Genomic DNA, 25,878 nt, shown 5'->3' with positions numbered 1-25,878 from the left:
TCACAGCGCCGACAATTGCTCCATCGGCCAGCGTGCCTGCACGCTGATCGCCAGGCTTTCATGCTGACCGGCCTGCAAACGCTGGCAACCGGCAAACGCAATCATCGCGCCATTATCGGTGCAGAACTCCGGACGGGCATAAAACACTTCGCCCTTCATGTCGGCGAGCATTTTTTCCAGTGAAACCCGCAGCGCCTTGTTGGCGCTGACGCCCCCTGCGATCACCAGACGCTTGAGACCCGCCTGCTTCAGGGCTCGCTTGCACTTGATGGTCAAAGTCTCCACCACGGCCTGCTGGAACGCCAGCGAGATGTCGCAACGGGCTTGCTCGCTGTCGTCCCCGGCGCTGACGCTCTGCTGCCAGGTGTTCAGGGCGAAGGTTTTCAGGCCGCTGAAGCTGAAAGCCAAGCCTGGACGATCACACATCGGACGCGGAAAAGTGAAACGTCCTGCAACGCCCTGTTCCGCCAGACGCGCGATTTCCGGGCCGCCCGGATAATTCAGGCCCATCATCTTCGCGGTCTTGTCGAACGCTTCGCCGGCCGCATCGTCGAGGGTCTCGCCCAAGAGCGTGTATTGACCAATCCCATCGACTTGAACCAGCTGCGTATGACCACCCGATACCAACAAAGCGACGAACGGGAACTCAGGCGGTTGCGGCTCCAGCATCGGCGCCAGCAAATGTCCTTCCATGTGGTGCACGCCCAAGGCCGGAATGCCCCAGGCAAAGGCCAGCGCCTGGGCGCAGGAAGCCCCCACCAGCAAGGCTCCGACGAGGCCAGGACCGGCGGTATAAGCGATGGCGTCGATCTCGGTCGGCACACAGCCGGCCTCGGCCAGGACCTGCCGAATCAAGGGCAGCATGCGCTTGACGTGATCACGCGACGCCAGCTCCGGTACCACGCCACCATAGGCGCGATGCAGATCGATCTGACTGAACAGCGCGTCGGCCAACAGCCCGCGTTCACTGTCGTAAAGTGCGACACCGGTTTCGTCGCAAGAGGTTTCTAATCCCAGTACTAGCATGGGTTTGCGCCTTGTAGAGGCTGAATTCGAAGGCGCGCATAATAGTCGTCGCGTGATGCCCCGACCAGCGGTTTTCGATCAGAGGCTTTGCATTCCGAGCGATGAGGGGTTAACATCCGCAACCCTTAAAAACCGACGTCTTCAAGTGCTCTTTTGCCGCGAGGATGTTGACCCCGGTAATGAATGAAGGTAGCTCTGGATGCCAGCCGTCAAAGTAAAAGAGAACGAACCCTTCGACGTAGCTCTGCGTCGTTTCAAGCGCTCCTGCGAAAAAGCCGGTGTACTGGCTGAAGTTCGTAGCCGCGAATTTTACGAGAAGCCAACTTCTGAGCGTAAGCGTAAAGCAGCAGCCGCTGTTAAGCGTCACGCCAAGAAAGTTCAGCGCGAACAGCGCCGCGCCGTTCGTCTGTACTAATACGCAGACGATCGTAGCAAGCTTCTGCCAAGCCCGGCCCTCAGCCGGGCTAATGGCATTTGCGGACAACGCTTGATGCTTCACCGTCAAAGCCGCAGACGCGACCGAGACAAATCTGCTTCACAGCGTCAGACCTGGCTCTTTTGCCAGCGGTGCACGTCTTTTCTGACGAGCCTTCCAAGGCTACTGACGAGCACACCCACTGATTCCTCTCACGACGATCAGCCCAAGGCACCTTCTTGCGTGCTCGCTTATGAGCTATCCGAGGCCAACGACTGGCCGTCGCCGGATTCAGCGAAACACTTTCAAATAGTCGAATACTGATCGGTATTAACGTCAGTTGATTTTCGGCAGATACACTTCCCGACAGCGATACGCAGACGACACAGGTCGAGCCGCACACCCTGCGCGCCTCGAACAACGACCCGCGTTTGGCCGCCCTTCGTTTTGGGTCCATTTCAGCGCAGATGACGAGAACGCCATGGCCGGGCTAATTCCCCAGAGCTTCATTGACGACCTTCTGAACCGCACCGACATCGTCGACGTGGTCAGCTCGCGCCTGCAAATGAAAAAAGCCGGCAAGAACTACACTGCCTGCTGCCCGTTCCACAAAGAGAAAACCCCCTCCTTCAGCGTCAGCCCCGACAAACAGTTCTACTACTGTTTCGGCTGCGGCGCTGGCGGTAACGCCCTCGGCTTCATGATGGACCATGACAATCTGGATTTCGTCCAGGCTGTCGAAGAACTGGCCAAAGCCGCCGGCATGGAAATCCCCCGCGAAGAAAGTGGTCGGGCGCACAAGCCGCGCCAACCTACTGATTCGCCGCTGTACCCGCTACTCACTGCCGCCGCCGACTTTTATCGTCAAGCCCTTAAAAGCCATCCATCGCGCAAAGCCGCCGTGGATTATTTGAAGGGTCGTGGACTAACGGGTGAAATTGCCCGGGACTTCGGCCTCGGTTTTGCCCCGCCTGGCTGGGACAATCTGTACAAACACCTGAGCAGCGATACCCTGCAGCAAAAGGCCATGATCGATGCCGGCCTGTTGATCGAAAACGCCGAAACCGGCAAGCGCTATGACCGCTTCCGCGATCGCGTGATGTTCCCGATCCGCGACAGTCGCGGGCGCATCATTGCCTTTGGCGGCCGGGTACTGGGCGACGACAAGCCGAAATACCTGAACTCACCTGAAACGCCGGTTTTCCATAAGGGCCAGGAACTCTACGGCCTTTATGAAGCACGCAAGAACAATCGCAACCTCGACGAAATCATCGTCGTCGAAGGCTACATGGACGTCATCGCCCTCGCCCAGCAAGGCCTGCGCAATGCCGTCGCAACACTGGGCACCGCCACCAGCGAAGAACACATGAAACGCCTGTTTCGCGTCGTGCCTAGCGTGCTGTTCTGCTTTGATGGCGACCAGGCGGGCCGAAATGCCGCCTGGCGGGCACTGGAGGCAACCCTGCCATGCTTGCAAGACGGCCGTCGGGCGCGTTTTCTATTCCTGCCTGAAGGCGAAGATCCGGATACCCTGGTCCGCTCCGAGGGCACTGACGCCTTCCGCGCACGGATCAATCAGCATGCCCAGCCGCTGGCCGATTACTTTTTTCAACAGCTGACCGAAGAATCGGACCCGCGCTCCCTCGAAGGCAAGGCCCACATGGCCACCCTCGCCGCGCCGCTGATCGACAAAGTCCCGGGCGCCAACCTGCGCATCCTGATGCGCCAGCGCCTGAGCGAGATTACCGGGCTTAGCGGTGAAGCCGTGAGCCAACTGGTGCAAAGCACGCCTCAGCCTCAGGAAGCGCCACCCGCTTACGATCCAGGCATCGATTATGACGCCATGCCGGATTACAGCGACTACCATCAGCCGCAGACACAAGAGATGTACGCGCCACAGCAAGAATGGACGCCGAAGAAGCCTGGCGCAGGCGGCAAGAAATGGGACAAGAAACCGTGGGACAAGAATGGCAAACGCGGCGGTGATCGCGATCAACCGCGCGCACCACGGATTCCGGCCGCTGTAGAGCCGCCTACCCTGGCCGCCTTGCGCACGCTGCTGCATCACCCGCAACTGGCTGAGAAAGTCGAGGATGCCGGGCACTTCGCCGCCGAGGACCATACCAATACGCAACTGCTGGTCGCCCTGCTCGAAGCCGTACAGAAGAATCCCAAGCTAAACTCATTTCAACTGATTGCGCGTTGGCACGGCACCGAACAAGGCCGACTGCTCAAAGCGCTGGCAGAAAAGGAATGGCTGATTGATGGAGATAACCTTGAACAACAGTTTTTCGACACCATTACTAGCTTGTCAGCACGCCAACGCGAGCGAAACCTGGAACAACTTCTTCGAAAAGCACGTCAAAGTGAATTGAGTGCCGAAGAGAAAAATCAACTGCGCGACCTTTTAAGTCGCAATGTTTCCGCATCAAGCCCGACCTCAACTGGCGCGTGAGGTCATAGCTCAGGTATAATCCTCGGCTTGTTTTTTGCCCGCCAAGACCTTCAGTGGATAGGGTGTTATGTCCGGAAAAGCGCAACAGCAGTCTCGTATCAAAGAGTTGATCACACTTGGTCGTGAGCAGGGCTACCTGACTTACGCGGAGGTCAACGACCACCTGCCGGAGGATATTTCAGATCCGGAACAGGTGGAAGACATCATCCGCATGATTAATGACATGGGGATCAACGTATTCGAGGTTGCGCCAGATAAGGATTCCCTTATGCTGGCCGACGCCGATACCGACGAAGCCGCGGCCGAAGAGGCAGCAGCAGCGTTGGCAGCGGTCGAGACCGACATTGGTCGCACCACCGACCCAGTGCGCATGTACATGCGTGAAATGGGTACGGTAGAGCTCCTCACACGTGAAGGCGAAATCGAAATCGCCAAGCGTATTGAAGAGGGGATCCGCGAAGTGATGGGCGCAATCGCGCACTTCCCTGGCACGGTTGACCATATTCTCTCCGAGTACACTCGCGTCACCACCGAAGGTGGCCGCCTGTCCGACGTTCTGAGCGGTTATATCGACCCGGACGACGGCATTGCGCCGCCTGCAGCCGAAGTGCCACCGCCTGTCGACCCGAAAGCCGTGAAAGCGGACGACGACTCCGACGACGATGACGCAGAAGCAAGCGATGACGAAGAAGAAGCCGAAAGCGGTCCGGATCCGGTAATCGCCGCACAGCGCTTTGGCGCTGTCGCCGATCAGATGGAAATCACCCGCAAGGCCCTGAAAAAGCACGGTCGTGGCAACAAGCTGGCTATTGCCGAGCTGGTAGTCCTGGCTGAGCTGTTCATGCCGATCAAACTGGTGCCGAAGCAATTCGAAGGCCTGGTCGAGCGTGTTCGCAGTGCCCTGGATCGTCTGCGTCAGCAAGAGCGCGCGATCATGCAGTTGTGCGTTCGTGATGCCCGCATGCCGCGTGCCGACTTCCTGCGCCAGTTCCCAGGCAACGAAGTCGACGAAAGCTGGAGCGATGCACTGGCCAAAGGCAAAAGCAAATACGCTGAAGCCATTGGTCGCCTGCAACCGGACATCATTCGTTGCCAGCAGAAGCTGATCGCGCTGGAAACCGAAACCGGTTTGACGATCGCCGAGATCAAGGACATCAACCGTCGCATGTCGATCGGTGAGGCCAAGGCCCGCCGCGCGAAGAAAGAGATGGTCGAAGCGAACTTGCGTCTGGTGATCTCCATCGCCAAGAAGTACACCAACCGTGGCCTGCAATTCCTCGATCTGATCCAGGAAGGCAACATCGGTCTGATGAAAGCGGTAGACAAGTTCGAATACCGCCGCGGCTACAAATTCTCGACTTATGCCACCTGGTGGATCCGTCAGGCGATCACTCGCTCGATCGCCGACCAGGCCCGCACCATCCGTATTCCGGTGCACATGATCGAGACGATCAACAAGCTCAACCGTATTTCCCGGCAAATGCTGCAGGAAATGGGTCGCGAACCGACCCCGGAAGAGCTGGGCGAACGTATGGAAATGCCTGAGGACAAGATCCGCAAGGTATTGAAGATCGCTAAAGAGCCGATCTCCATGGAAACCCCGATCGGTGATGACGAAGATTCTCATCTGGGTGACTTCATCGAAGACTCGACCATGCAGTCGCCAATCGATGTCGCCACTGTTGAGAGCCTTAAAGAAGCGACTCGCGAAGTCCTGTCCGGCCTCACTGCCCGTGAAGCCAAGGTTCTACGCATGCGCTTCGGTATCGACATGAATACCGACCACACCCTTGAGGAGGTTGGTAAGCAGTTCGACGTGACCCGTGAACGGATTCGTCAGATCGAAGCCAAGGCGCTGCGCAAGCTGCGCCACCCGACGAGAAGCGAGCATTTGCGCTCCTTCCTCGACGAGTGATCACAGAACCCCCGGCCCAGGCCGGGGGTTTTGCTTTATGCAGATTAAATGCCCCGTACATCCCCCCCGCCGCATAGCCCGTCTACACTCGAAGCATTCCCCCCAAGCCGTAACGAGACCGTTATGCCCAGATGGCCGACCGTGCTTTTTTTGCTGTCGCTGATGACCTGGACCGCAACGGCTGGCGCGTTGACTCTGACCGACGAAGAACGTAGCTGGCTAACGGCTCACCCGGAATTGCGCCTGGGCGTGGACGCGTCCTGGCCGCCGTTTGAATTTCGCGACGAGCACGGGCGTTATCAGGGCCTGGCAGCGGACTACATCAACGTCATCCGTCAACGGCTAGCCATCAAACTCACGCCCATCGAGCCGGTCAGCTGGACTGAAGTCTTGCAGCAGGCCAAACAAGGCAAGCTAGACATCTTGCCGGGCATCATGTCGACGCCCGAGCGTCAGACGTATCTGTCGTTCACCCGCCCATATCTCGACTTTCCGATTGTCATTCTGGCTCACGTCGGAGGTGCCCAACCGCGCAAACTCGAAGACCTGTACGGGCTGAAGATCGCCGTGGTGGAAAACTACGCTCCCCATGAACTATTGCGCACCCGCCATCCTGACCTGAATCTGGTGGCGATGCCCAACGTCAGCTCCGCACTGCAGGCGCTTGCCACCGACGCCGTGGACGCCGTAGTAGGCGATCTTGCCTCCAGTGTCTGGAGCCTGCGCCAGCTCAAGCTCGACGGGCTTTACGTCAGCGGTGAAACACCCTATCGCTACCAGTTGGCGATGGCCGTGCCACCGAACAACAAGCTGTTGGTCAGCATCCTGGACAAAGTCCTGGCGGACATGACCCCCAGTGAAATCAGTGCCATCCAGGAACATTGGGTCGGTAACGTCCTGGACCATCGAACCATCTGGCTCGACGTGCTGACTTACGGCCTGCCTGGATTACTGTTTCTGATGATCGTGCTGGCAGTGGTTATCCGGATCAATCGCCGACTCAGTTCGGAAATTGCCCGTCGGGTCGCTCTGGAACAGGAGCTGCGCAGCAGCGAATACCATTATCGCGGGCTGGTGGAGAGTCTTTCGGCCATCGCCTGGGAAGCCCGGATCAGCGATTACACCTACAGCTACGTGTCACCTCATGCTGAGGAACTCCTTGGTTACCCCTTGCCCCACTGGCTGATTCCGGGCTTCTGGCGCAACATCATCCACCCGGCGGATCTGACTCGGGCCCAAACCTTCTGCGACCGTGAGGTGGCGGCCGGGCGCGATCACAGCGTCGATTATCGGGTCATCACCGCCGACGGCCGTTGTCTGTGGGTCCGCGATATCGTCAGCCTGATCGAGCATGCCCATGAACCGGTACTGCGCGGGCTGATGATCGACATCAGCGAAGCCAAGCGCACCGAAGAGGCGTTGCGCCTGTCGGAACAGAAGTTTGCTTCTGTGTTCCAGCAATGCCCGGATATTCTGGTGATCGCGCGGCTTTCCGACGGTTGTCTGCTGGAAGTCAATGAAGCGTTCGAAGAACAGATCGGTCTCAAGGCCGAAGACGTCATCGGCCAGACCGCCACCGACCTGAATATCTGGGGCGTGCCCGGCGTGGGCCCAGGTTTGTTGCAGCGTTTGCAGGCCGGCAGCATCCGCAACCTGGAGATGCCCTTTCGCCGCAGCAATGGCCAGGTGTTTACCGGCCTGATTTCCGCCGAGCCTTTCGATCTCGATACGACCCCGGCCTTGGTGGTCGTCGTGCGGGACATCAGTCAGCTCAAGGAAACCCAGCAACAACTGCAAACTTCCGAAGAAAAATTCGCCAAGGCCTTTCATGCCTCCCCCGATGGCTTGCTGCTGTCCCGGCAGAGTGACGGTTTGCTATTGGAGGTCAACGAAGGTTTCAGCCGCATTACCGGTTTCAACAGCGCAATGTCCGTGGATCGGTCGGCCCTGGACCTGGGGATCTGGGTCAATCTCAATGAACGCAAACAGATGCTCGAACTGTTGCACCGGGACGGTTTCGTGCGTGACTTCAGTTGCCACATCCGCCGCAAAGACGGGCAGATCCGGCTCTGTGAGGTTTCAAGCCGGCCGTTGCCCATCGGCGATGAAGACTGCATGTTGACCATTGCCCGGGACATCACCGAGCGGCATCTGATGCAGGAGAAACTGCAACAGGCCGCCACGGTGTTCGAGAGCACTGCCGAAGGTGTATTGATCACCGACACCCAGCAGCACATCAGTGCGGTCAATCGTGCGTTCACCGAAATTACCGGTTACAGCGAGAGCGAAGCGCTGGGCCATACCCCTCGCCTGCTCGCCTCGGGCCTGCACGACAGCGCATTTTATGCGGCGATGTGGCATCAATTGACCGCCGACGGGCATTGGCAGGGCGAGATTTCCAACCGACGCAAGAATGGCGAGCTTTACCCGAGCTGGCTGACCATCAGTGCAGTGCGCAACCGGGACAAACTCATCACCCACTTTGTGGCGGTGTTCGCGGACATTTCCAGCCTCAAGCACGCTCAGGCCAAACTCGACTACCAGGCGCACCACGACCCGCTGACCGGCCTGCCAAACCGCACATTGTTCGAGAGTCGGCTGTTGACGGCACTGAACAGCCAGCAGGAAAATGGCGGCCAAGGCGCAGTGCTGTTCCTCGACCTGGACCGCTTCAAGCACATCAACGACAGCCTCGGCCACCCGGTCGGCGACCTGTTGCTCAAAGGCATCGCCGTGCGCCTCAAGGAGCAGCTGCGCGATATCGATACCGTGGCGCGGCTCGGTGGCGACGAATTCATTATCCTGCTCCCGGGTCTGCAACAGTCCAGCGATGCCGACAACATTGCCACCAAGCTGCTGAACTGCTTCTCAGCCCCTTTCCAGGCCGGCGAACACGAGTTTTTCATCAGCGCCAGCATCGGCACCAGTTTGTATCCGAAGGACGGCTGCGACGTCGCGACGCTGGTCAAGAACGCCGATGCCGCGATGTATCGCTCCAAAGCCAAGGGTCGTAACCGGGTTGAAAGCTACACCCGGGACCTCACCGCCCAAGCCAGCGAGCGCGTGGCGCTGGAACATGAACTGAGGCGCGCCATCGAGCGCAATGAGCTGTTTTTGTACTACCAGCCAAAAATCAGTCTGGATGACCATCGGGTGGTAGGTGCCGAAGCGCTGATCCGCTGGCATCACCCTACCTTTGGCGATGTACCTCCCGAGCACTTCATTCCCCTGGCTGAAGAAAACGGCATGATCCTGCAAATCGGCGATTGGGTACTTGAGACCGCCTGCCGACAGATGTACGAGTGGAATCAGGTCTATGAGTGCCTGGGCCCACTCTCAGTCAACCTCGCAGGCGCGCAACTGCGCCAGCCGAACCTGCTCGGCCGGATCGAGCAATTACTCAAAGACAACCACCTCAATCCCGGCTTCCTGCAACTGGAAATCACTGAAAACTTCATCATGAGCCAGGCCGAAGAAGCGCTGGCGGTGCTACATCAACTCAAACGCCTGGGTGTGCAACTGGCAATCGATGATTTCGGTACTGGCTATTCGTCCCTGAGCTACCTCAAACGCCTGCCGCTGGACATCCTCAAGATCGACCAATCCTTCGTCCGCGGCCTGCCGGACGACCCACACGACGCGGCCATTGTTCGCGCAATCATCGCCCTGGGCCGCAGCATGCAATTCACCGTCATCGCCGAGGGCGTCGAAACCCAGGCGCAGCAGCAATTTCTCACCGCCGAAGGCTGCGAACAGATCCAGGGTTACATCGTCAGCCTGCCACTTCCCCCCGACGAATTCGCCGCGACGTTTCTTCGTACAGCCATATTGGATTTTTCGGATAGCACAGCCGAGAAACCATCGCTATAATCCGCGGCCTACTGAGGGCCTATAGCTCAGTTGGTTAGAGCAGGGGACTCATAATCCCTTGGTCGTAGGTTCGAGTCCTACTGGGCCCACCAAACACGAAAGCCGCGCAAATGCGCGGCTTTTTCGTGCCTGACGTGTAGATTTGTTTTGCTGAAGGTGTCGCAATATCGGATGACGCCCGCAGACCTTGTAGGCAAACTCCGAGAATTGCGTAATGGGTGCGTTTAGGCGCTTTTCCGCCTTGTTGGGCTTTTCTTCGACGGGATACTCTCCGGACGTCGCTGCAAATGCAGCGATCGGGTGTGGTAACTCGGTGAAACCAGCGCAACAGTGCACTCATTACGGATACAGGCAGTTTTTATGCCTGTGATCTTGATATGGCGGCTGTGCGTGGGACGCCCTCGGGCGTGCCGGTTTCCTTGGTTCCCGGTTTACCACCCTGCGTACAGCTGCCACCTTTTCGTGTGGTAACGAAAAGGGCAGCTCCTCGAACCCAGGAGTAAAACCATGACCAAAACAAATCCATCCGCAACTTCAGAACTAAAAACCATCGGTTTCACGCCCTTCACCTATTGCTCGGATCAGCCACTGCTCCACGTCAGCGCTGGCGTCCCCATCCTCGACGCATTGACTCAGGCCTCCGATCTGCTGTACCTCGCCAAATCATTTGCCGAGGACGCAGCCTACGCAAAAGACACCGACCGCCACGCCTGGGCCGCGCACTATCTGACGGCGATGAGCAAAGCGGTGATTGATGATGTGGTAAAGGTACTTACGCCGCGACCGGCTCGGACCAAAGACGAATCCGAGGTTTAGTCGGACCAATCAGAAAGCCACGCAATGCGTGGCTTTCACCTGAAAAAGATCAGTTCCCCGCCAACAAGAGCATCGAGATCATGCAAAACCAGGTACATCCGCCTATCGAGCCTTCAGCAAAAAACTTGCAAACCAATGCGGTTGAACCTAGTCTTGCCCGCAACACACCCGCCATGCCTATGGTTGCTTCAGCAGCTAAGCACAAATTGCGCGGGTTTTTTTTGCCCGGAGCTTTTAGGGCATGAGAGTTTTCCATAAGCCCGTCATCGATATCACCGCACAGATCGAATTGCTCAAGCAGCGTGGGTTGCATATTCAGGATGACACACGGGCTCGCCACTTTTTACAGGCAGTGAGCTTCTTCCGCCTAACCCCCTACATGCGAACTTTCCAGCAAGCGGAGGACGAAGACCACCCCTTCCGCAAAGGCGCTGGATTTCGTGACCTGACCACGCTATATGATTTCGACCGTCGCCTGCGCCTACTTGTCATGGATGCCATCGAACGCGTCGAGGTTGCAGTTCGCTCACTGATCAGCAATCACATGGGACCGAATCATGGTGGGCACTGGTACATGGAGGCGCGGTTGTTTCAGCACTCCTACGACCATGCTCGATTGCTGGAAACCATCCGTACCAAGCAAAATGCTGCTAGACGCGATTACGAAAAAGAGTGTCAACGGATAGATCGCTTACAAACCGATGAAGGGCGAAAGGATCATCTAAAACACCAACGAGCCAAGGAAAGCTACGCGCGGCACTATCCAGTAACGTACGACCAGCCGTCACTGATGCCCGGATGGGCCATGCTGGAAGAACTGACCTTGGGTGATCTGTCACATCTTTACAAAGGGCTGGCGCGAGACGCCGACAAAAAAGTCATCGCCAGATGCCTCGAACTGCCAGCACCACTGTTGCAGTCATGGCTGCATACATTGACGACCATCCGTAATATTTGCGCCCAGCGAGCAATGGGGTTTCCACAAGACTGGCACCAAGACCCGTTCTGGCAAATAGCTGAATAATTCAATAGAAAACCAAAAGCTCCGGTGCTCACCAAGACCAAGACTCTAATGAACATCAGCTGCTCATTTACGACTTGCCCCATGCCCCCAGCGGCCACCTGGATACTTACTCCCAAACACTCAAAGCTGGTATCGCCTGCACGGGCACCAGCCCTTCAAGCACTTCCCCCGCCAACACAACCTCATACGAATCCCCGGCCCTCCCCCACAGGTCCACGAGGACCATGCGGTCTACCAGACCCCCTGCCAATCCAGTAATCGTATCGGCCAATGCCTCTACGATTTGTTGAGTGCGCAACCACAAGCGATCATTAATTTCTGTCAGCTCAGCAATGATGCTGTCGGACGACGCTGGATTCGTATCGGGGTAGGCGATATTTCGAAGCAAGTACCGCAACTCTCTTATTTTTGCGTGATCCTGTTCCGCTCCAAACTCTCCTTTCAGGATGGCTGCCGCTTTCGACTTATCGACGTGTTTCTCGGGCGAATGCTTTGCAGGTAATGTCTGCGCCATGGCTCCGGCGAAGAGGACCATTATCCGGGCTTCCAAATGCTCCTTCATGGCATCGATCGACGAAATTGACCGCGTCAAGGTAATGGAAGCCCCTCCATGGTGGGTCAGGCCCATGGTAACTTTCAGGGTCACATCACCCGTTTCAAAACCCAGAGCTCGGGCTACGACGTAATGCCCCATTTCGTGATTGGCAATCTGCAGTGCATAGTCTCGCAGAGCCGCTGGCATGCCCTTCATTTCGATCCCCTCGCTTCACAGCCCTTGGTTGCGCATTCGACTACGAGTGACAATTTGTGTCCATCCAATTAACCCGTTGAGGGCATGGACTGCCTGTAACATGCCTGCCCATTGCTCTATACCGCTGGAGATGCCCCTTTGCCTGACACCCGCCCGCCCGTCCTTGACGAAATCGACCGCCAATTGATCGCGGCCCTGCAAATCAATGCCCGCGAAAGTGTCGCCATGCTCGCCCGGCAGCTGGGCATCGCCCGCACCACCGTCACGTCGCGCCTGGCGCGGCTGGAAAAGGCCAAGGTAATCACCGGTTACGGTGTACGCCTGGGACAGCGCGTGGTGGATGGTGGATTGCAGGCATACGTCGGGATCACGGTGCAACCACGGTCCGGCAAGGAAGTGCTGCGTCGTCTTAGCGCCATGGCGCAGGTGCAGCAGTTGTGTGCGGTGAGTGGCGAATTCGATTATGTGGCGTGGTTGCGCACCGACTCGCCGGAGCAGCTGGATCAGTTGCTGGATCAGATTGGCAGCGTGGATGGTGTGGAGAAGACGACGACTTCGATCATCCTGAGCAGCAAGATTGATCGGGGGCAGCCGGTTTGAGTTTCAACAGGTAGGTCTTCGGTGTCTGGGTAGGCCTCTTCGCGGGCAAGCCTCGCTCCTACAGTATGTAGTTGTAGATCGTCATATTGATCAGTTAATTAGCAAAATGACGACACATTGCGTCTTATTAACGTGTTCTACGCTCTCTAGAATGGCTGCCATCTTTTCCTATACTCAGACGCGCACTCTGCGTCAGGTCGCCAGCAAGGTCAGCCATGAACAAGAACAATCGCCATCCTGCAGACGGTAAAAAACCGGTCACCGTTTTCGGCCCGGACTTTCCTTTCGCTTTCGATAACTGGATCGAGCACCCGGCCGGGCTGGGCAGCATTCCGGCACACAATCACGGCGCCGAGGTGGCGATTGTCGGCGCCGGCATTGCAGGCCTGGTGGCCGCCTACGAATTGATGAAGCTGGGCCTTAAACCCGTCGTCTACGAAGCCTCGAAGATGGGCGGCCGTCTGCGCTCCCAGGCCTTCAACGGTGCTGAAGGCATCATCGCTGAACTCGGCGGTATGCGTTTCCCTGTGTCATCGACCGCGTTTTATCACTACGTCGACAAGCTCGGCCTTCAAACCAAACCCTTCCCGAACCCGCTGACGCCTGCGTCGGGCAGCACGGTAATCGATCTGGAAGGCAAAACTCATTACGCACAGAAACTGGCGGATCTTCCTGCACTGTTCCAGGAAGTCGCTGACGCCTGGGCGGACGCTCTGGAAGCCGGTTCGCAGTTCTCCGATATCCAGCAAGCGATTCGTGACCGCGACGTGCCGCGCCTCAAGGAACTATGGAACACCTTGGTGCCGCTGTGGGACGACCGCACGTTCTATGATTTCGTCGCCACCTCTGAAGCCTTCGCCAAGCTCTCGTTCCATCACCGCGAAGTATTCGGTCAGGTCGGTTTCGGTACTGGCGGCTGGGACTCGGACTTCCCCAACTCGATGCTGGAAATCTTCCGCGTGGTGATGACCAACTGCGACGATCATCAGCACTTGGTCGTCGGCGGTGTGGAACAAGTGCCGCTGGGCATCTGGCGCCATGTGCCGGAGCGTTGCGTGCATTGGCCTGAAGGCACCAGTCTCAGCTCGCTGCACAGCGGTGCGCCGCGCTCCGGCGTGAAGAAAATTGCCCACGCGCCGAACGGACGTTTTACGGTCACCGATAACTACGGCGACACACGCGAATACGCGGCCGTACTGACCACCTGCCAGAGCTGGCTGCTGACCACCCAGATCGAATGCGACGAAAGCCTGTTCTCGCAAAAGATGTGGATGGCCCTGGACCGCACCCGCTACATGCAATCGTCGAAGACATTCGTGATGGTCGATCGCCCATTCTGGAAAGACAAGGACCCGGAAACCGGTCGCGACCTGATGAGCATGACCCTCACTGATCGCCTGACCCGCGGCACGTACCTGTTCGATAACGGCGACGATAAGCCAGGAGTGATTTGCCTGTCGTACTCGTGGATGAGCGACGCCCTGAAAATGCTCCCACACCCGGTGGAAAAACGCGTGAAGCTGGCGCTGGATGCATTGAAGAAAATCTACCCGAAAGTCGATATCGCCGCGCGGATCATCGGCGATCCGATCACCGTGTCGTGGGAAGCCGACCCGCATTTCCTCGGTGCCTTCAAAGGCGCTCTGCCCGGCCACTACCGCTACAATCAGCGCATGTACGCGCACTTCATGCAAGACGACATGCCGCCCGAGCAACGGGGGATTTTCATCGCCGGCGATGACGTTTCGTGGACGCCGGCCTGGGTCGAAGGCGCGGTACAGACGTCGCTCAACGCGGTGTGGGGGATCATGAAACACTTCGGCGGTGAAACTCACGCCGAAAACCCAGGTCCAGGAGATGTGTTCAACGAAATCGGTCCGATCGCCCTGCCCGAGTAAGAGGAATCCGAAATGCGCGTAGCCCTTTACCAATGTCCACCGCTGCCCCTGGATGTCGCAGGTAATCTGCAACGCCTGCATCAACTGGCGCTGGAGGCCAAGGGCGCAGACTTGCTGGTGCTGCCGGAGATGTTCCTGACCGGCTACAACATCGGCATCGATGCGGTCAGCGTGCTGGCGGAAGTGCACAACGGTGAATCGGCGCAGCAAATCGCGCGCATTGCCAAAACGACGGGGATCGCCATTTTGTATGGCTACCCGGAGCGTACCGAGGACGGGCAGATCTACAACGCCGTGCAGTTGATCGACGCCAATGGCGAGCGGTTGTGCAACTACCGCAAGACTCACTTGTTCGGCGACCTCGACCGCTCGATGTTCAGCCCCGGGCCCGATGAGTTTCCGCTGGTCGAACTCAACGGCTGGAAGCTTGGCTTTTTGATCTGCTACGACCTGGAGTTCCCGGAAAACGCCCGGCGTCTGGCGTTGGCCGGCGCCGAATTGATTCTGGTACCGACGGCGAACATGATTCCCTACGATTTCATTGCCGACGTCACCGTCCGCGCACGGGCCTTCGAAAACCAGTGTTATGTGGCTTACGCCAACTATTGCGGGCACGAAGGCGACATCCAGTATTGCGGCCAGAGCAGCATCGCCGCGCCGGATGGCAGCCGCATCGCCCAGGCCGGACTTGATGAAGCGCTGATTGTCGGCGAACTGGATCGTCAGCTGATGATCGACTCCCGCGCTGCCAATCGCTACTTCCTCGACCGCCGTCCCGAGCTATACGGCGAGCTGAACAAGCCCTAATCCGCTAGCATTAGCGCTTCTCTGTTCTGGAAGTGCTCATGCCTGCGCTGAATCACCCTCGCCTCCACACTGAAACCCTCGCCAATGGCCCGCGGGTGACGCTGCGTCACGCGCCGGATTTGAAGCGTTGCGCCGCTGCGTTGCGGGTCGCAGCTGGCAGTCACGACGTGCCACTGGCCTGGCCGGGGCTGGCGCACTTTCTTGAGCATTTGCTGTTCCTGGGTACAGAGCGCTTTCCTGCAGAGCAAGGGTTGATGGCCTACGTGCAAGGTCATGGCGGGCAGGTCAATGCGCGAACCAGCGAACGTACGACGGACTTTTTTTTCGAGCTGCCACCTCAGGCGTTCAGGGGTGGGGTGGAGCGCCTGTCAGACATGCTCGCTCATCCGCGTATGAATCCGGACGATCAGCGGCGGGAACGAGAAGTGCTGCACGCCGAATTTGTCGCCTGGTCGCGGGATGCGACGGCCCAACAGCAGTTTGCGCTGTTCGATGGGCTCTCGGCGGCTCATCCGTTGCGGGCGTTTCATGCGGGAAACCGTTACAGCCTGCCGGTGCCGCAGCCTGAATTCCAGCAAGCGTTGAAGGACTTCCATCAGCGGTTTTATCAGAGCGGGCAGATGACGCTAAGCTTGGCTGGCCCACAGAGTCTCGATGAATTGAAGGGGATGGCACAGGCGTTTGCTGTTGCTATTCCCTCCGGCGAGAAAGCCCCTCAGACAAAACCCACCCTGTTGATGGATGCTTCAGACAATAGTTATCAACAGGCTGGAGAACGTCGGCTGGATCTGCTGTTCGCCTTCGAAGCGCTGCCCGACTCATCGCCCGAAGCGCTGGCATTCCTGTGCCATTGGCTGAACGCCGAAAAACCCGGCGGCCTGTTGGCGCAGTTGCGAGAACATGGGCTGGCGGACAATCTGAAAGCCGCGCCGCTCTATCACTATGCAGGCCAAGCTTTGCTGCACATCGAATTCACACTATCCGCCCGCGCCACGCAACCGGACAACGTGATCCGCGAACGGCTCCTGGATTGGCTAGGCTTTTTTGCCTCCCATCAGGATTGGGCCGAATTGCGCGAAGAATATACCGCCCTGCTGCAGCGCCAACAGCAAGTCAGCAGCGCCTTGCAACTGGCCCGACGAGACAGCGAACAGCTTGAACTCGGACTGTCCGAACAAGGCGTCGTCGCCCTCAAGGCAATCCTCAAGCAAATCGGCGCTGTGGATAACTTCACCGGTCAGTGGCAATTGCCGACTCCCAACCCGTTTTTGCGCGCCGAGACGCCAGCCCCGAATGCCGGATTGATTCGCGGCCAGACCAGCGCCCACCGCGGCCTGCGGACGTTTGCCCAGGATCGCTCACGCAGTCGCCGTGAACAATCGCCGATGCAGTTCAGTCAGGCATTGCCGGACAACACCAATCAAGGTGCAGTTTATCTGCGCTGGCGCCTGGAGTTCGCACCTCACAACCGTCTTCAGTCGAACCTGGAAAACAACCTGCGCAGGCTGCGCGAAGATGCGCGTCAGGCCGGTGTCGACTTTTCCTTCAGTGCTTCGGGCAACGAATGGCTGTTGAAAATGACGGGGCTGCAGGAACCGATGCCGATAATCCTCGAACATGCGCTGAAAGAACTGACAAAACCTGATGCCGATTTGTCACAGGAAGCGCCTGCAGCCGTTGCATTGATGCCGATTCGAAAGCTTCTCAAAGCATTGCCCGATCTATGCCATGAGCACAGCGTAGTCTCGGATGATCTGCAGCAACTCTGGTCGAGCGCACGCTGGGATGGCCTGGCCACAGGCCTGTCTGCCCAGACTCAAGCAGCGATGGGGCTTGCCTTGAGTCGTATTCCCGGCACTGCGGACAGTCAACTGACGCCACCTCCGTCGATTCGGTCGCAGCATCTGTGGAACTCCGTCGATACCGGCTCCAGCGAACACGCGTTGTTACTCTTTTGTCCGACGACAACCCATGACATCGCCGATGAAGCCGCCTGGCGTGTGCTCGCACACGTGTGCCAGACGCCGTTCTACCAGCGCCTCCGGGTAGAGTTGCAACTTGGGTATGCCGTGTTCAGCGGACTACGCCAGATAAACGGTCAGACCGGGCTCCTGTTTGGCGTGCAATCGCCGAGCGTCGCGCCCATGGATTTACTGGAGCACATCGGACAGTTCCTTAGTGAACTGGAAGGGATGATCGAATGCATCGATGAATCGATCTTCGTCGCCCAGCGCCAAGCCCTGGCCGATCAATTCGACAGTATCGCACTGCCCAATGCCCAGGCTGCCGAGCTGCTCTGGCAAGGAAAACTGGCCGGCCACTCGTCTGATTACCTGCAGCGTCTGCCTCAGGCGATTCTGATGATCGACCGTGAAGCCTTGCTGGCGGCGGCCCAACGACTGAATCGGGCCGACGGCGGGTGGCGCTGTCTGGCCAACGGGCCTTGTTCCGGGGCGACTTGGCAAGTGGCAAAATGATCATTACCGACGCTGCAATTAGCTTTATCAAAGATTCGTGGCCAATCGCTCTGTAATTTTGAGTAACATAGCCACCTAACTATCTGAACATCTCCGGCTGGAGGTGGACTATATGTATAGGTCTCAACTGTCCCATCCACCTGAAGGAGCGCTTCTATGTCCTGGTCCAAACCTGCTTACACCGACCTGCGTATCGGCTTCGAAGTCACCATGTACTTCGCAAGCCGCTAAGCTCTGCCGTCTGGTAGAGAATGCAGTGCTACGCCTCGGCTCGCCGGGGCGTTTTTATTTTCAGCTTTCAATGATGGAGCGGTCATGTTTGTCCAGATTCTAGGTTCCGCCGCCGGCGGCGGTTTCCCCCAGTGGAACTGCAACTGCGTGAACTGCGCAGGTTTTCGCGACGGCAGCCTGCGGGCCGAGGCACGTACCCAGTCGTCCATCGCGATTTCCGATGACGGCGTGAACTGGGTGCTGTGCAATGCTTCGCCGGACATCCGCGCCCAGCTCCAGAGTTTTGCGCCAATGCAGCCGGGCCGCGCGCTGCGTGACACCGGCATCAGCGCCATCATCCTGATGGACAGCCAGATCGATCACACCACCGGCCTGCTCAGCCTGCGCGAAGGTTGCCCGCATCAAGTGTGGTGCACCGACATGGTCCACGAAGACCTGAGCACCGGTTTCCCGCTGTTCACCATGCTGACTCACTGGAATGGCGGGTTGAACTGGAACCGTATCGAACTCGATCAGAGCTTCACCGTCCCGGCCTGCCCGAACCTGCGCTTTACCCCGCTGCCCTTGCGGAGCGCCGCGCCACCATACTCGCCGCATCGGTTCGACCCGCATCCGGGCGACAACATCGGCCTGATCGTCGAAGACCTGAGCACTGGCGGCAAACTGTTCTATGCACCGGGCCTGGGCAAGGTCGACGTATCGCTGCTGAAGATCATGGCCAGCAGCGATTGCCTGTTGGTGGATGGCACGATGTGGGACGACGACGAAATGCAGCGCCGCGGCGTCGGTACCCGCACGGGCCGGGAAATGGGCCACCTGGCGCAGAACGGCCCCGGCGGCATGCTGGAAGTGCTGGAACAGTTGCCCAAACAGCGCAAAGTGCTTATCCACATCAACAACACCAACCCGATTCTCGACGAGGATTCGCCGGAGCGTGCGGAACTGGTTCGGCGCGAGGTTGAAGTGGCGTATGACGGCATGAGTATTGTGTTGTAGCGAGGCACCATCGCGGGCAAGCCACGCTCCCACAGTAGTTCGCGTAAACCTGTGGGAGCGGGCTTGCCCGCGAAGGCGTCAGATCAGACACCAAAGAATCCACCGGTTGTACCCCGGAGAACCGCAATGACTGACACCGCAATGTCCCCCGCCGAATTCGAAGCGGCCCTGCGCGCCAAGGGTGCCTACTACCATATCTATCACCCGTATCACGTGGCGATGTATGAAGGCCGGGCAACCCGCGAGCAAATCCAGGGCTGGGTCGCCAACCGTTTCTATTATCAGGTGAACATCCCGCTCAAGGACGCCGCGATTCTGGCCAACTGCCCGGACCGCGAGATTCGTCGCGAATGGATTCAGCGTTTGCTCGACCATGACGGCGCCCCCGGCGAAGAAGGCGGTATCGAAGCCTGGCTGCGCCTCGGCCAAGCGGTCGGCCTCGACCCGGATCAACTGCGCTCTCAGGAATTGGTGCTGCCCGGCGTGCGTTTCGCCGTGGATGCCTACGTCAACTTCGCCCGCCGGGCCCGTTGGCAAGAAGCCGCCAGCAGCTCCCTGACCGAGCTGTTCGCGCCGCAGATCCATCAATCGCGCCTCGACAGCTGGCCGCAGCATTACCCGTGGATCGACCCGGCCGGTTACGAATATTTCCGCACGCGCCTGGGCCAGGCGCGCCGGGATGTAGAGCACGGTCTGGCGATCACTTTGCAGCACTACACGACGCGGGAAGGCCAGGAGCGCATGCTGGAAATTCTCCAGTTCAAACTGGACATTCTTTGGAGCATGCTCGATGCCATGAGCATGGCCTACGAACTGAACCGCCCGCCGTACCACAGCGTGACCGAACAGCGGGTCTGGCATAAAGGAATCATCGTATGAGTTTCGATCGCAGCAAAACCCCGACCTGGCGCCCAGGCTATCGTTTCCAGTACGAGCCGGCACAAAAAGGCCATGTGCTGCTCTACCCGGAAGGCATGATCAAACTCAACGACAGCGCTGCGCTGATTGGCGGTTTGATTGATGGTCGGCGGGATGTCGCGGCGATCATCGCCGAATTGAACACGCAATTCCCCGACGTGCCCGAGCTTGGTGAAGACATCGAGCAATTCATGGAGGTCGCCCGTGCTCAGCACTGGATCGAACTTGCCTGATTGCGCGTCAGAAAAGTTACCGCCCAAGCCTGAAGTCGGCCTGCCACTGTGGTTGCTGGCCGAGCTGACCTATCGCTGCCCGCTGCAATGCCCGTACTGCTCCAATCCTCTGGATTTCGCCGAGCAGGGCAAAGAGTTGTCCACCGAGCAGTGGATCAAGGTCTTTCGCGAAGCCCGGGAGATGGGCGCGGCGCAGTTGGGGTTTTCCGGCGGTGAGCCACTGGTGCGCCAAGACCTTGCCGAACTCATCGCTGAAGCGCGCAAGCTGGGCTTCTACACCAACCTGATCACTTCGGGCATTGGCCTCACCGAGCAGAAAATCAGCGATTTCAAAAAGGCCGGTCTGGACCACATCCAGATCAGTTTTCAGGCCAGCGACGAGCAAGTGAATAACCTGCTGGCCGGCTCAAAAAAGGCCTTCGCGCAAAAGCTCGAAATGGCTCGTGCGGTGAAGGCTCATGGCTACCCGATGGTGCTGAACTTCGTCACCCATCGGCACAACATCGACAAGATCGACCGGATCATCGAGCTGTGCATTGCCCTTGAAGCGGACTTCGTCGAGCTTGCGACATGCCAGTTCTACGGTTGGGCCCAGCTCAATCGGGTCGGCCTGTTGCCGACCAAAGAACAATTGGTGCGCGCCGAACGCATCACCAATGAATACCGCGCCAAACTGGAAGCCGAAGGGCATCCGTGCAAGCTGATTTTCGTGACGCCGGACTATTACGAAGAACGTCCGAAAGCCTGCATGAATGGCTGGGGCAGTATTTTTCTGACCGTCACGCCGGACGGAACCGCCCTGCCTTGTCATGGTGCCCGACAGATGCCGGTGCAGTTTCCCAACGTGCGCGACCACAGCATGCAGCACATCTGGTACGACTCGTTCGGCTTCAACCGCTTTCGCGGTTACGACTGGATGCCCGAGCCGTGCCGCTCCTGCGACGAGAAAGAAAAGGACTTCGGCGGCTGCCGCTGCCAGGCATTCATGCTCACGGGTGACGCGAGCAATGCCGACCCGGTGTGCAGCAAGTCGGAACATCACGGCGTGATTCTAAAGGCCCGCGAAGAAGCCGAACACGCGACCCAGACCATCGAACAATTGGCCTTTCGCAATGAACGAAACTCACGCCTCATCGCCAAAAGCTGAACCCTTGAGCGCCGCCAGGGCTGTCGCGGCCGGCATCGACTTCGCCGAGTTACAGGTCGGGCAACATGGCCTGTTCTGGAACGAATACCGCCCCGAGGACGCCGCCTGCCGGATCTGGCAGTGGCGCGACGGCCAGGCTCGCTGCCTGACGCCGCCCACCTTCAGTGTGCGCAGCCGGGTGTACGAATATGGCGGTGGTGCGTTTTGTCTGACCGATGACGGGCTGGTTTTCGTCAACGAAGCCGATCAGCAGCTGTATCGCCAATCGCTAACCGGTGAGGCGCCTGAGGTACTGACTTCGAGTGAATGCCGCTACGGCGATTTGCACTTTGCCAATGGCCAGGTGCTGGCGGTGGAAGAGAACCGTGATCGGCATCGCCTGGTAGCGATCGATCTGGCTGAAGGCCACCGTCATCCGCTGGCCGAAGGCGCCGATTTTTACGCGGCTCCAACCCTGAGTCCTGACGGTCAGCGTTTGGCCTGGATCGAATGGAACCGTCCGGATCAGCCCTGGACCGCCACTCGCCTGATGGTTGCCGAACGCCAGAGTGATCAAACCTTTTCGCCACCGCGCTGTGTGGCGGGCGACAGTGGCCAGGAGTCACTGCAACAACCTCGATTCGATGCCAGTGGCCGTTTGTTTTGTCTGACCGATCGCGGCGGTTTCTGGCAGCCGTGGGTGGAGTCCGGCAACGGCTTGAGTCCACTCCCAAGCGCTGCCGCCGACCATGGACCGGCGCCTTGGCAACTGGGTGGTTGCACTTGGTTGCCGCTGGACGAAGACACTTATCTGGCGAGTTGGACTGAAGAAGGTTTCGGTCGACTGGGGCTTTGTCATGGCAATGGTTCCCGTGACGATTTCACTGGCGACTACAGCCGTTTTCGTCATCTCGCACAGGATGAACAGTTCATCTACTGCATTGCCGCTTCGCCGGTCAGTTCGTCTGCGGTGATCGCCATCGACCGTAAAACCCGGCAGGTGAAGACCCTCGCCGGCGGTGTTGCACCGCTGCCCGCCGAGCAGATCAGCCGCCCGCAAACCCTGCGCTATCCCAGCGGTTCGGGCGAGGCCCACGGTTTCTTCTACCCGGCGATGACCGGTGACACGAAACCGCCGTTGGTGGTGTTCATTCACGGCGGCCCGACTTCGGCTTGCTACCCGATGTTCGACCCGCGGATCCAGTATTGGGCACAACGCGGCTTCGCCGTGGCCGATCTCAACTACCGGGGTAGCAGCGGCTATGGCCGCGCGTATCGCCAGTCGCTGCATTTGAGCTGGGGCGATGTTGATGTGGAAGATGCCTGTGCGGTGGTGGCTTACCTCGCCGATCGAGGGCTGATCGACGGCGACAAGGCGTTTATTCGTGGAGGCAGCGCCGGTGGCTACACCACGTTATGCGCACTGGCCTTTCACAAGGTCTTTCGGGCGGGTGCCAGCCTGTATGGCGTCAGCGATCCCGTTGCGCTAGGCCGCGCCACCCACAAGTTCGAAGGCGACTATCTGGATTGGTTGATCGGCGACCCGGTGCAGGACGCTGAACGCTATGCCGCGCGCACGCCCTTGCTGCACGCGAACAACATCAGCGTTCCGGTGATTTTCTTTCAGGGTGAACTGGACGCCGTGGTGGTGCCGCAACAGACCCGCGACATGGTCAAGGCGTTGCAGGACAACGGCATTCTGGTTGAAGCGCATTACTACGCCGACGAGCGCCACGGCTTTCGCAAGGCCGGCAATCAGGCCCATGCGCTGGAACAGGAGTGGTTGTTTTATCGGCGGGTGATGGAGTTGGCGGGCTGAGTCTTCGCTCAGGGCAGGTATTTGCGGTGCCCCCATTCGCGAGCAAGCCCGCTCCCACACTGGACCTTCTGTGAACACATTATGTGTGAACACCAGAGATCAAATGTGGGAGCGGGCTTGCTCGCGAATGCGATCTAATCGGCGCAGCAAAACTCAGCGCTTGGCGATGATGTACACCGCATGCACGATCCCCGGAATGTAACCGCACAACGTCAGCAGAATGTTCAGCCAGAACGCTCCAGCGAAACCGACTTGCAGAAACACACCCAGTGGCGGCAACAGAATGGCGATGATGATACGAATAAAATCCATGGGGTAGCTCCTGATTGATGTTGGCTCTATGGGCCATACAGTTTATCGACACTGCGGTGTTCTTCAGGGTTCAGTGTGGGTTCGGATTACAGCCGTTGGTTGCGGACTTTGCTGAAGGAAATAGAAGTCCGGCGATATTGGACGGGTTGGCTGAATACTTTTTTGCGGACAAAAGAAAACCCCGCCGAAGCGGGGCTTTGCAGACTGTTTCCCTGACATCCATTTCACTCCGCCGTCCTGGCAGAATCCTACGTGTCCGTGTTGTTGCTTTGCGCTTCCTGCGCGACGTCCATGTGAAGTAGATTAGCTCTGGATCCAATCCTCGCCTAGGGGAAAACAGCAGCACGTTATGTAAGAGAATGCTTACATAACATTACAAGGTCAGAATTGTCCTGCATCCAGTAGGAACAGCGATTCGCTGCCCGCCTTTACCGATGCGCTCAACGAGTGAATACGCGGCAGCAGACGTGCGAAATAGAACCGCGCCGTACCGAGTTTGCTTGCGTAGAAGTCGTCCTGCGCTTCTTTACCGAAGGCTGCCTTGGCCATCAATGCCCACATGTAGGCGTAGGCCATGTAACCGAATGCTTGCAGATACTCCACCGACGCCGCGCCGATCTCGTTCGGGTTGTTTTTCGCACGGTCCAGCAACCACGCGGTCAGTTCATCGAGGGTGTCCACCGCATCATTCAGGGGCTGGGTGAATTCCGCCAGGTCAGCATTGGCTGTCCCGATGAAATGACGAATCTCATCAGCGAACAGATTGTAAAACGCCCCGCCGCTGCCGACGATTTTGCGTCCTACAAGGTCCAGCGCCTGAATACCGTTGGTGCCTTCGTAGATTTGCGTAATGCGAACATCGCGCACCAGTTGCTCCTGGCCCCACTCACGGATGTAGCCGTGACCGCCAAACACCTGCTGGCCGTGAACCGTGGTTTCCAGACCCAGGTCGGTCAAGAATGCCTTGGCCACCGGGGTCAGCAAGGCAACCAGGTCTTCTGCGCGCTTGCGGGTGGTGGCGTCTTCGCTGAATTTGGCGGTGTCCAGCTGCATCGCCACGTAAGTCGAGAAAGCACGGCCGCCTTCGTTCGCAGCTTTCATGGTCAGCAGCATGCGGCGCACGTCCGGGTGGACGATGATCGGGTCAGCGACCTTGTCTTTGTTTTGCGCGCCGGTCGGCGAGCGGCTTTGCAAACGGTCGCGAGCGTATTCGATAGCGTTCTGGTACGAGCGCTCGCCAGTGGCCAGGCCCTGGATGCCGACGCCCAGACGCTCGTAGTTCATCATGGTGAACATCGCCGCCAGGCCTTTGTTCGGCTCGCCGACCAGGTATCCCACGGCTTCGTCGAAGTTCATCACGCAGGTCGCGGACGCCTGAATGCCCATCTTGTGTTCGATCGAACCGCAGTTCGCCGGGTTACGTGCGCCCAGGCTGCCATCGGCATTGACCATGAACTTCGGCACCAGGAACAAAGAGATGCCCTTCGGCCCCGCCGGTGCGTCCGGCAGCTTGGCCAATACCAGGTGAATGATGTTCTCGGTCAGGTCGTGTTCACCGCCGGTGATGAAGATTTTGGTGCCGCTGACTTTGTAGGAACCGTCGGCCTGAGGCTCGGCCTTGGTGCGGATGATCCCCAGGTCAGTACCGGCGTGCGGCTCGGTCAGGCACATGGAGCCAGCCCAGACACCGGCGTACATGTTTGGCAGGTATGCCGCTTTCAGCTCTTCGCTGGCATGAGCGTTGATCGACAGGCAGGCGCCGGCGGTCAGCATCGGGTACAGACCGAACGACAGGCTCGCGGAGTTGACCATTTCTTCGACCTGCGCCGAAACAGCCTTGGGCATGCCCATTCCGCCATAGGCCGGATCGCCACCGACACCGACCCAACCGCCTTCAGCGTAAGTCTGATAAGCCTGTGGGAAACCGGTCGGGGTGGTGACGGCACCGTCCGCCCAGTGGCAGCCTTCTTCGTCAGCCGCACGGCTCAGGGGCGCGATGCTTTTGCTGGTGACCTTGCCGGCTTCTTCGAGAATGGCTTCGACCGTTTCCGCATCGACGGTCTCGGCCAGCGCAGGCAATTCGGCCCAGAGTTTGGCGACCTCGAAAACTTCATTGAGGACGAAGCGCATATCGCGCAGGGGCGCTTTGTAGTCAGCCATGGCAAACCTCGCAAGATCTAAACAGGTGG

The 25,878-nt window shown here is 58.6% G+C and carries 20 protein-coding genes and 1 tRNA gene; 17 read left to right on the top strand and 4 right to left on the bottom strand.

Translation table 11 applies throughout. From position 1 onward, the window contains the following. Complete coding sequence (tsaD, locus tag ABH909_RS06340) at positions 1-1,026, bottom strand: tRNA (adenosine(37)-N6)-threonylcarbamoyltransferase complex transferase subunit TsaD (protein ID WP_429431327.1); 1,026 nt, start codon at positions 1,024-1,026, stop codon at positions 1-3. A gap of 199 nt (positions 1,027-1,225) precedes the next feature. Between tsaD and rpsU the strand changes: the two genes are divergently transcribed. The 7 genes from rpsU (at position 1,226) to ABH909_RS06305 (ending at position 11,521) form a co-directional block, all read left to right on the top strand. Beyond that, positions 1,226-1,441, top strand: coding sequence for a 30S ribosomal protein S21 (rpsU, locus tag ABH909_RS06335; RefSeq protein WP_002551877.1), 216 nt, complete (start codon positions 1,226-1,228; stop codon positions 1,439-1,441). A gap of 481 nt (positions 1,442-1,922) precedes the next feature. After that, complete coding sequence (dnaG, locus tag ABH909_RS06330; protein ID WP_429431324.1) at positions 1,923-3,896, top strand: DNA primase; 1,974 nt, start codon at positions 1,923-1,925, stop codon at positions 3,894-3,896. A gap of 67 nt (positions 3,897-3,963) precedes the next feature. Further along, positions 3,964-5,811: an RNA polymerase sigma factor RpoD gene (gene rpoD, locus ABH909_RS06325; protein WP_429431322.1), complete on the top strand. Its 1,848-nt coding sequence runs from the start codon at positions 3,964-3,966 to the stop codon at positions 5,809-5,811. Between the two features lie 123 nt (positions 5,812-5,934). Next, entirely contained in the window at positions 5,935-9,681 is a 3,747-nt protein-coding gene (locus ABH909_RS06320) for a bifunctional diguanylate cyclase/phosphodiesterase (RefSeq protein WP_429431320.1), read from the top strand. A 15-nt stretch (positions 9,682-9,696) separates the two neighbouring features. Then, positions 9,697-9,773, top strand: a tRNA-Ile gene (locus ABH909_RS06315). A gap of 415 nt (positions 9,774-10,188) precedes the next feature. Then, positions 10,189-10,497 carry a DUF3077 domain-containing protein gene (locus tag ABH909_RS06310; RefSeq protein WP_429431318.1) on the top strand — a complete coding sequence of 103 codons (309 nt, stop codon included), beginning with the start codon at positions 10,189-10,191 and terminating at the stop codon, positions 10,495-10,497. A gap of 241 nt (positions 10,498-10,738) precedes the next feature. Continuing rightward, the gene (locus tag ABH909_RS06305) at positions 10,739-11,521 is read left to right on the top strand and encodes an Abi family protein (protein WP_429431316.1); all 783 of its coding nucleotides are present in this window, start codon (positions 10,739-10,741) and stop codon (positions 11,519-11,521) included. Between the two features lie 106 nt (positions 11,522-11,627). On the opposite strand, the gene ABH909_RS06300 is transcribed toward ABH909_RS06305, so the two are convergent. Continuing rightward, positions 11,628-12,272 (bottom strand): peptidase M41, encoded by a 645-nt coding sequence (locus ABH909_RS06300; protein ID WP_429431314.1) that lies wholly within the window; start codon positions 12,270-12,272, stop codon positions 11,628-11,630. Between the two features lie 138 nt (positions 12,273-12,410). Between ABH909_RS06300 and ABH909_RS06295 the strand changes: the two genes are divergently transcribed. From ABH909_RS06295 to ABH909_RS06250, 10 genes are all read left to right on the top strand, one after another. Then, positions 12,411-12,872 (top strand): Lrp/AsnC family transcriptional regulator, encoded by a 462-nt coding sequence (locus tag ABH909_RS06295; protein WP_007980298.1) that lies wholly within the window; start codon positions 12,411-12,413, stop codon positions 12,870-12,872. A gap of 215 nt (positions 12,873-13,087) precedes the next feature. Then, positions 13,088-14,770: a flavin monoamine oxidase family protein gene (locus ABH909_RS06290; protein ID WP_429431312.1), complete on the top strand. Its 1,683-nt coding sequence runs from the start codon at positions 13,088-13,090 to the stop codon at positions 14,768-14,770. A 12-nt stretch (positions 14,771-14,782) separates the two neighbouring features. Beyond that, positions 14,783-15,577, top strand: a complete 795-nt coding sequence (locus ABH909_RS06285; protein ID WP_401177116.1) for a carbon-nitrogen hydrolase family protein — start codon at positions 14,783-14,785, stop codon at positions 15,575-15,577. A gap of 38 nt (positions 15,578-15,615) precedes the next feature. Next, the gene (gene pqqF, locus ABH909_RS06280) at positions 15,616-18,054 is read left to right on the top strand and encodes a pyrroloquinoline quinone biosynthesis protein PqqF (protein ID WP_429431310.1); all 2,439 of its coding nucleotides are present in this window, start codon (positions 15,616-15,618) and stop codon (positions 18,052-18,054) included. A gap of 156 nt (positions 18,055-18,210) precedes the next feature. Continuing rightward, positions 18,211-18,285 carry a pyrroloquinoline quinone precursor peptide PqqA gene (pqqA, locus tag ABH909_RS06275; protein ID WP_009045898.1) on the top strand — a complete coding sequence of 25 codons (75 nt, stop codon included), beginning with the start codon at positions 18,211-18,213 and terminating at the stop codon, positions 18,283-18,285. Positions 18,286-18,369: 84 nt separating this feature from the next. Then, positions 18,370-19,281: a pyrroloquinoline quinone biosynthesis protein PqqB gene (gene pqqB / locus ABH909_RS06270; RefSeq protein ID WP_192344806.1), complete on the top strand. Its 912-nt coding sequence runs from the start codon at positions 18,370-18,372 to the stop codon at positions 19,279-19,281. A 126-nt stretch (positions 19,282-19,407) separates the two neighbouring features. Further along, positions 19,408-20,160, top strand: a complete 753-nt coding sequence (gene pqqC, locus ABH909_RS06265; protein ID WP_123497360.1) for a pyrroloquinoline-quinone synthase PqqC — start codon at positions 19,408-19,410, stop codon at positions 20,158-20,160. Next, the gene (pqqD, locus tag ABH909_RS06260; RefSeq protein ID WP_429431308.1) at positions 20,157-20,432 is read left to right on the top strand and encodes a pyrroloquinoline quinone biosynthesis peptide chaperone PqqD; all 276 of its coding nucleotides are present in this window, start codon (positions 20,157-20,159) and stop codon (positions 20,430-20,432) included. The genes pqqC and pqqD overlap by 4 nt, the downstream gene beginning before the upstream one ends. Beyond that, positions 20,425-21,579, top strand: a complete 1,155-nt coding sequence (pqqE, locus tag ABH909_RS06255; protein WP_429439762.1) for a pyrroloquinoline quinone biosynthesis protein PqqE — start codon at positions 20,425-20,427, stop codon at positions 21,577-21,579. Before pqqD ends, pqqE begins: the two co-directional genes overlap by 8 nt. Beyond that, entirely contained in the window at positions 21,545-23,377 is a 1,833-nt protein-coding gene (locus ABH909_RS06250) for a S9 family peptidase (RefSeq protein WP_429431306.1), read from the top strand. Before pqqE ends, ABH909_RS06250 begins: the two co-directional genes overlap by 35 nt. Positions 23,378-23,530: 153 nt before the next feature. On the opposite strand, the gene ABH909_RS06245 is transcribed toward ABH909_RS06250, so the two are convergent. Together ABH909_RS06245 and ABH909_RS06240 are read right to left on the bottom strand one after the other, a co-directional pair. After that, on the bottom strand, positions 23,531-23,689 hold the full coding sequence (locus ABH909_RS06245) for a YqaE/Pmp3 family membrane protein (RefSeq protein ID WP_007904205.1): 159 nt from the start codon (positions 23,687-23,689) through the stop codon (positions 23,531-23,533). A 381-nt stretch (positions 23,690-24,070) separates the two neighbouring features. Continuing rightward, entirely contained in the window at positions 24,071-25,849 is a 1,779-nt protein-coding gene (locus tag ABH909_RS06240) for an acyl-CoA dehydrogenase C-terminal domain-containing protein (RefSeq protein ID WP_429431304.1), read from the bottom strand. Positions 25,850-25,878 lie beyond the last annotated feature (29 nt).

Source organism: Pseudomonas sp. BS3782 TE3695, assembly GCF_050435305.1.
In the GTDB taxonomy this organism is placed as follows: Bacteria; Pseudomonadota; Gammaproteobacteria; order Pseudomonadales; family Pseudomonadaceae; genus Aquipseudomonas.
Note: the sequence above shows the minus strand (reverse complement) of the source record. Positions and strands in the feature narration are given on the sequence as shown.